At 53.0% G+C, this 2,681-nt stretch carries 4 protein-coding genes and 1 pseudogene; all 5 read right to left on the reverse strand.

The window, feature by feature from the left end; translation table 11 throughout:
• Positions 1 to 458, reverse strand: a 458-nt coding sequence (locus tag AO388_RS25430) for a phage minor tail protein L (protein ID WP_063613822.1), incomplete at its 3' end; no start/stop codon positions are given.
• Positions 459 to 631: 173 nt separating this feature from the next.
• The gene (locus AO388_RS25435) at positions 632 to 1,021 is read right to left on the reverse strand and encodes a hypothetical protein (protein WP_058417395.1); all 390 of its coding nucleotides are present in this window, start codon (positions 1,019 to 1,021) and stop codon (positions 632 to 634) included.
• On the reverse strand, positions 1,005 to 1,796 hold the full coding sequence (locus AO388_RS25440; RefSeq protein WP_058417396.1) for a hypothetical protein: 792 nt from the start codon (positions 1,794 to 1,796) through the stop codon (positions 1,005 to 1,007). Before AO388_RS25440 ends, AO388_RS25435 begins: the two co-directional genes overlap by 17 nt.
• Before the next feature lie 122 nt (positions 1,797 to 1,918).
• Complete coding sequence (locus AO388_RS25445) at positions 1,919 to 2,263, reverse strand: phage tail protein (RefSeq protein WP_058417397.1); 345 nt, start codon at positions 2,261 to 2,263, stop codon at positions 1,919 to 1,921.
• A pseudogene (locus tag AO388_RS25450) lies at positions 2,263 to 2,681 on the reverse strand (tail tape measure protein); the annotation flags it as partial. The pseudogene AO388_RS25450 and the gene AO388_RS25445, both read right to left, overlap by 1 nt.

The raw sequence follows: 2,681 nt of genomic DNA on the forward strand, positions 1-2,681 counted from the left end.
TCGATGGGGCTGGAAAGCTCGAAACCGACCGCCGAAAAGTTCTCTTCCGTCTTCTGCTCGATCCTCCAAAGGCTGGTGCGGCTTTGATCTGCGGCATCTGGGTTGCCGCCGTCGAAGTTCGCGGCATCCAGGAAGTGCTTGAAGGTTTCGATCACCTTGAAGCTCGCCCCGGCCAGATCCTTGAACTGCAGGCAGAGAGCAGAAACAGCTCGCGGAATGCCCGACAGCTCGTTGGCCAGCCTGAGCTTGGGTGTGGCTGGGCGGCCATCACCACGGATATCTAAGCCGGTGACCTCGATCTGAATAGGCGAATACAGCTGGCCCTGCCAGATGATGTCGCCCTCATGCTCATGCCCGTGGAAGCGCCAGAGCGTGGCTCCCAGCCGCGTGGCATCCAGTTCGTACAGACGAATCTGGTTGCCGGGCTCCAGTTTCTGGATGTTCGTGCTGTAAATCATGGTGATTACCAAAAAGAAAAACCCCGCGCTCGGCGGGGTTAGTGATAAATGACGTATTTAGTACTGAAGACGAAACTTCACGCATCAGTTACAGCAAGCGTAAGACAGTCGCTCTTAGCGCAAAAAAAACAGAATCACCATAACCAAAAACTCAATACTGTTGCCGAGAAAGCTTAGTTAACCTCAGCTGCGGCAATACGCCCTAATCTTTCCAAGTCGGCTATTAAGATCCCGACCTCGACAATAAAAAGCTGCGCCTCCTCTTTAGTTACCTTTTCTTCAAGCTGATAGTCCGCCACACATCTAACACGCTTTTTGTCTCTAAGGCGTCGGGCAATCTTTTTTAGCCCTGGGCCTTTCGACTCAAACTTGCGAATCAACTGTTCGTGCGCGCCAACTCCACTGGATTTAAATTCATCCAAGCTTAGGCTGGCGGCTGTTATAAGGGCGACATGATATGCCGAATAGTACCCTCGGCTTACAGCGCACCTAAGATCAATTTCGTTGGCGGAATCGATAAGACGCTGGCTTTGGTCGAAAAATTCGTTAGCGGATACCGACACGATAAGCCTCCGTAATGTCGCTTGGGTCTTCCATAGAGAAAGGCGTCACAAGGATAGAAAGTTCCGGATCGATTGGACCATCGTGTTCGGCCATCAACGCATCAAGTATTTTCCCATTTATCGAGGCTAAGTCTTCCGCAGAGGATTTAACTACAAACCGATAAAGAATGCCCTCACCTTGCCTTGCAAACAACTTATACCCCATTATCGGATGGCTTATGTTAGCCCGTATTACCCGGCATGCGGTATCAAGACGAACAGTAAGCTCTCTATCGTCAATAGACATGTAGTCTAATATTCTTGCAACTTCCACGGCGCTTTCTAGAACAAGATGCTCGACTCCTGCCATTTTCATGTGCCCTCCCACCACTCCAGCCTGCACCTGATGAGCCTTGATTAATCTTAAAACGTTTTCGTCAGCATCAACAAACTCGCTTTCAAGAACTTCCCTCGCATCTAAAGCCCTTCCATTTATAAGCGCAATATGAGCATGGGACATAGCAGCACCTATCGGATCAAAAGCTAGCTTCTTAGCAATGGCAATATTCCTAACTGCATCTGCATACCGCCCTTGAACCCCTAAAGCATATGCAAGCTCGTGATACAACGCCGCTCTAACAACTTCTTTATTATTTAAGTTTTCTAGCTCCTTTAGAATCCGCCTCTTGAGACGTTCGGTAGCCACTTCATCAAGTACGTAAGAGTGATAAAGCGCGTCTTTAATTCGATGCCTAGCTTCGTGGATTTCATGGAAAGACGATTGTGGGCGCTGCATAACTGGGCTGCTCCATGCCAAGGGTATGCAAATGTATCACCAGCCCACACAGACTGAAACAAGAAGTCAATCATTTATGTGGAAGGGCAGCCACTAACACAGCTCAGCCGCCGCATCCATTTTCACGGGTAAAAAACCTGTTTCAAGTTTATAGAAAGAGTATGAAGGCCGCCGCCGAGTACCGACGGCTTGTAGCCGTTCGATGTGTATCGGCCCTGCACACCGCCCGGCGGCGTCCAGAGGAATGACTTGAAACCCTCATGCCGGTCCAGAAAGTCCTGGACCTGCTGGAGTTTCTGACCAGCACCGTATCGCCCGGTCACGGTCACGTCCCACGCCTGCGACTTGGTGTTGATACCGACGCCGCCTGCCTGGGTGTAGCCGTCGCCGAAGTCGTTCGACCAGGTGCGTTGCTTCACATCGCCGGACGCGCCCACCTGTACGTCAAAATCGAATGTCTCAGCCATTACGCGCGTCTCCAGAGCAGGCCGCCCTGCCTCATTTCTTGCTGGAGCACTTGGCGGATCTGCGCCGCAGCACTGTCGCCTATTGCCTTGCCCTGACTTGCCGCTTCAGCAGCGCTCATGCCGGGCTGGGCCTCGACAGTGACAGGCGCGTTGATGGTGAAAGACGGCGCACCGCCAGTACCACTCCCGGCCTTATCAGCCAGGTACTTCGTCAGGTCGCGGTTTTGGTTCGGGTTGAGCACGCGCTCTCCGCCATCGAGCAGCCAGGTTCCTTCCTTCGGGATGTTGTCCATACCGTTGTGGGCCATACCGGCGAGTGCGGATGCGGATACGGCGGCGACCATTGGCGCAGTTGCAGCAGCGGCGGCGAGTGCGGCGGCCGGCGCAGCAGCTGGACCGATCAGCGGAATACCGGCGG

The sequence above is a fragment of the Pseudomonas sp. ICMP 10191 genome (assembly GCF_001467335.1).
GTDB classification, from domain to species: domain Bacteria; phylum Pseudomonadota; class Gammaproteobacteria; order Pseudomonadales; family Pseudomonadaceae; genus Aquipseudomonas; species Aquipseudomonas cerasi.

Excerpts from the sequence above, each read along its gene's own strand:
- AO388_RS25440 (WP_058417396.1), bottom strand. The coding sequence starts at position 1,796 with ATGCAGCGCCCACAATCGTCTTTCCATGAAATCCACGAAGCTAGGCAT.
- AO388_RS25445 (WP_058417397.1), bottom strand. The coding sequence starts at position 2,263 with ATGGCTGAGACATTCGATTTTGACGTACAGGTGGGCGCGTCCGGCGAT.